General features: G+C 73.1%; 3 protein-coding genes and 1 pseudogene. 3 read left to right on the top strand and 1 reads right to left on the bottom strand.

Annotated features, from left to right (window positions below):
* A partial coding sequence (locus DEIPI_RS0118980; RefSeq protein ID WP_027482813.1) for a glycerol-3-phosphate acyltransferase occupies window positions 1-455 on the bottom strand: 455 nt, incomplete at its 3' end.
* Between the two features lie 50 nt (window positions 456-505).
* Between DEIPI_RS0118980 and DEIPI_RS0118975 the strand changes: the two genes are divergently transcribed.
* The 3 genes and pseudogenes from DEIPI_RS0118975 to DEIPI_RS40380 all read left to right on the top strand — a co-directional run.
* On the top strand, window positions 506-1,198 hold the full coding sequence (locus DEIPI_RS0118975) for a HesA/MoeB/ThiF family protein (RefSeq protein ID WP_027482812.1): 693 nt from the start codon (window positions 506-508) through the stop codon (window positions 1,196-1,198).
* A gap of 114 nt (window positions 1,199-1,312) precedes the next feature.
* Window positions 1,313-2,212 (top strand): ABC transporter substrate-binding protein, encoded by a 900-nt coding sequence (locus DEIPI_RS0118970; RefSeq protein WP_027482811.1) that lies wholly within the window; start codon window positions 1,313-1,315, stop codon window positions 2,210-2,212.
* A 22-nt stretch (window positions 2,213-2,234) separates the two neighbouring features.
* Window positions 2,235-2,899: pseudogene (locus DEIPI_RS40380) on the top strand (ABC transporter permease); the annotation flags it as partial.

The raw sequence follows: 2,899 nt of genomic DNA, 5'->3' as shown, positions 1-2,899 counted from the left end.
GGCACCGCCACCACGGCGGCGGCGGGAATGACGTTGAACTTCACGTGACGCTGGAGCGTCACCTTGTACAGGGGCATCGTCACGAGGCCCGCCGCGAGGAGCGCGAGCAGCGGCACGGGCGCGCTCACGGCGAGACCGCCGAGCAGGGGCGCGATGCCGCCGCCACCGTCGAATCGGAAGAACACGGGGTAATTATGCCCGAGGACCACGCCGCCCACCGCGAGCCACGCGAGCTGCGGGTCCACGGCGCGCGCCACGAGCACCGCGAGCGCGCCCTTGAGGATGTCGAGCAGGGACACCGCCACGGCGGGCCCGAGGCCGTACTGCCGGTAGATGCCGCTCCCGCCGGGCGCGTCCACCTCGCGGACGTCGCGGCCCCGCAGGCGCGAGTAGAGGATGCCGAAACTCACGGACCCCAGGAGGTACGCGACGACGAGGACGAGCGCGGCGGACATGAGGACAGTGTAGGGTCCGGGGCGCGCGGCGGGGGCGTCTAGAATGCGGCATGCTCTCACGCGCCGAGATCGAGCGGTACTCCCGTCAGCTGCTCCTGCCCGACTTCGAGGGCGCCGTGGAGCGGCTGCGCGCGGCGCGCGTGCTGGTGGTGGGCGCGGGCGGGCTCGGCACGCCGCTCGTGACGTACCTCGCGGGGGCGGGCGTGGGGCGGCTCACGCTGTGCGACGACGACACGGTGAGCCTCTCGAACCTGCAGCGGCAGGTGCTGTACGCCACGCCCGACGTGGGCCGCGCGAAGACGGAGGTGGCGGCCTCGCGCCTGCAGCAGCTCAACCCGGGCGTGCGCGTGGAGACGCGCGGGGCCGTCACGGCGGACGTCGTGGACGGGCTGGTGTCTGGGCACGACGTGGTGGTGGACGCGTCGGACAACTTCACCACGCGCTACCTGCTCTCCGACGCGTGCGGGCGCGCCGCGCGGCCGCTGGTGTGGGGCGCGGCGGGCGGCTTCGAGGGGATGCTGAGCGTCTTCTCGGAGGGCGTGACGCTGCGCGACGTCTTCCCCGAGCCCGGCGGGGACGACTGCGACACGGTGGGCGTGCTGGGGCCGCTGCTGGGCGTCGTGGCGTCCGCGATGGCGGTGGAGGTGCTCAAGCTGGCGGGCGGCGTGGGCGAGCCGCTGGTGGGCCGGCTCTGGACGTACGACGCGCTCTCCGGGCGCGTTCGGGTGATCCGGCTGCGTTGAGGCCGGGGTGTCATCTGTGACCCATGGCAGATTAAGGCAACGCGCCGGGGCGGTAAGGTCAGGGGGTAGCCCTCATCCTCGCTCATTCACGCGTACACCCTCGCAGGAGGCCCCATGAGACTGACCGCCCTGATCACCCTCGCGCTCGTCGGCAGCGCCCTCGCCAAGCCCGTCGTGGTGGGCAGCAAGCTCGATCCCGAGGCGCAGCTGCTCGGCCAGATGATCATCCTCACGCTGCAGGACGCCGGGATCGAGGTGACGGACCGCACCACCCTCGGCGACACGGGCGTGAACCGCAAGGCCATCCTCGCGGGCGAGATCGACGTGTACCCGGAGTACACCGGCAACGCCGTCTACCTCTTCCCGGACGCGAAGATCGGCGCGAAGGACGCGGGCAACCCCACGAAGATCTACGCGCTCGCCAAACAGCTCGACGCGAAGAACGGCGTGACGTGGCTCAGGCCCGCCAACGCGAACAACACCTGGGTGGTGGCGGTTCCCGAGGCCTTCGCGAAGCAGAACAGGCTCACGTCCCTCGCGGACCTCGCGAAGTTCGTCTCGGGCGGCGGGAAGTTCAAGATCGCCGGGAGCCCCGAGTTCTTCGATCGTCCCGACACGATGCCCGCGTTCGAGAAGGCGTACGGCTTCAAGCTGTCGGCGGCGCAGAAGCTGGTCCTCGCGGGCGCGACGCCCCCGCAGACGCAGCAGGCGGCGGCGCGCGGCACGAACGGGGTGAACGCCGCGATGGCGTACGGCACGGACGGCACCCTCAGCGCGCTGAAGCTCGTGGCGCTCACGGACCCGAGGGGCGCGCAGCCCGTCTATCAGCCCGCCCCGATCATCCGCACGGACACCCTCAAGGCGAACCCGAAGGTGGAGGGGCTGCTGAACAAGGTGTTCGCGAGCCTCGACGGGAAGACGCTGCAGCGCCTCAACGGCGAGATCGCCGTGGACGGGCGCAGCGCGAAGGACGTGGCGCAGGCGTATCTCAAGAGCAAGAAGCTCATCAAGTGAGGCGGCCTCTCCCCCTCCCCGCATGAACGACACCAGGGCCCCCTCGGGCGCGCCCGCCACGGTGTGGCTGGGCGCCCTCGTCATGCTGGCCGGGCTGCTGCTGCCCTGGGTGCAGCTGCGGCCCAACCGGCTCGCGGACGGGGAGTTCCTGCGGCTCGGCGCGCTCGTCTGGGCGGGCGCGGCGCTCGTGGTGGGCGTCCTCTGGGGCGCGCGGTCGCGGCCCGCCCTGAGCGCGGCCCTCGCGAACGTGGCGCTCGCGGGGGGCGTGGCGGTGTTCGGGCTGATGGCGCGCGCGTCGCTGACGGGGCTCGCGCCGAGCGCGCGGGCGGGCGCGGCGGCGGGCGTGTGGATCTGGCTGCTGGGCGCGGGCGTGACGCTGTGGGGCGCGACGTTCGCGCTGCGTGAGGCCCGCGCGCGGGGCGCGACGCTCCTCGCGTGGGCGTGGCTGCCCGTCACGGCCGCGCTGGTCCTCGGGGGCGTGCTGCGCCCGTGGTCCGTGTGGCAGGAGGGCCTCGTGGAGGGCCCCCGCCTCGCGCAGGAACTCGGGACGCACGTGCGGCTCGTCCTCACGGCGCTCGCGCTGGCCGTCGTGATCGGCGCGCCGCTGGCGGTGTGGTCCGCGTTCCGGCCGCGCGTCGCGCTCGTCGTGCTGGGCGTCTCGAACGCCGTGCAGACCCTGCCGAGCCT

It is taken from the genome of Deinococcus pimensis DSM 21231, from assembly GCF_000519345.1.
Taxonomy (GTDB): domain Bacteria; phylum Deinococcota; class Deinococci; order Deinococcales; family Deinococcaceae; genus Deinococcus_A; species Deinococcus_A pimensis.
The sequence above is the reverse complement of the archived record's forward strand: the minus strand, read 5'-3'. Positions and strand labels throughout refer to the sequence as shown.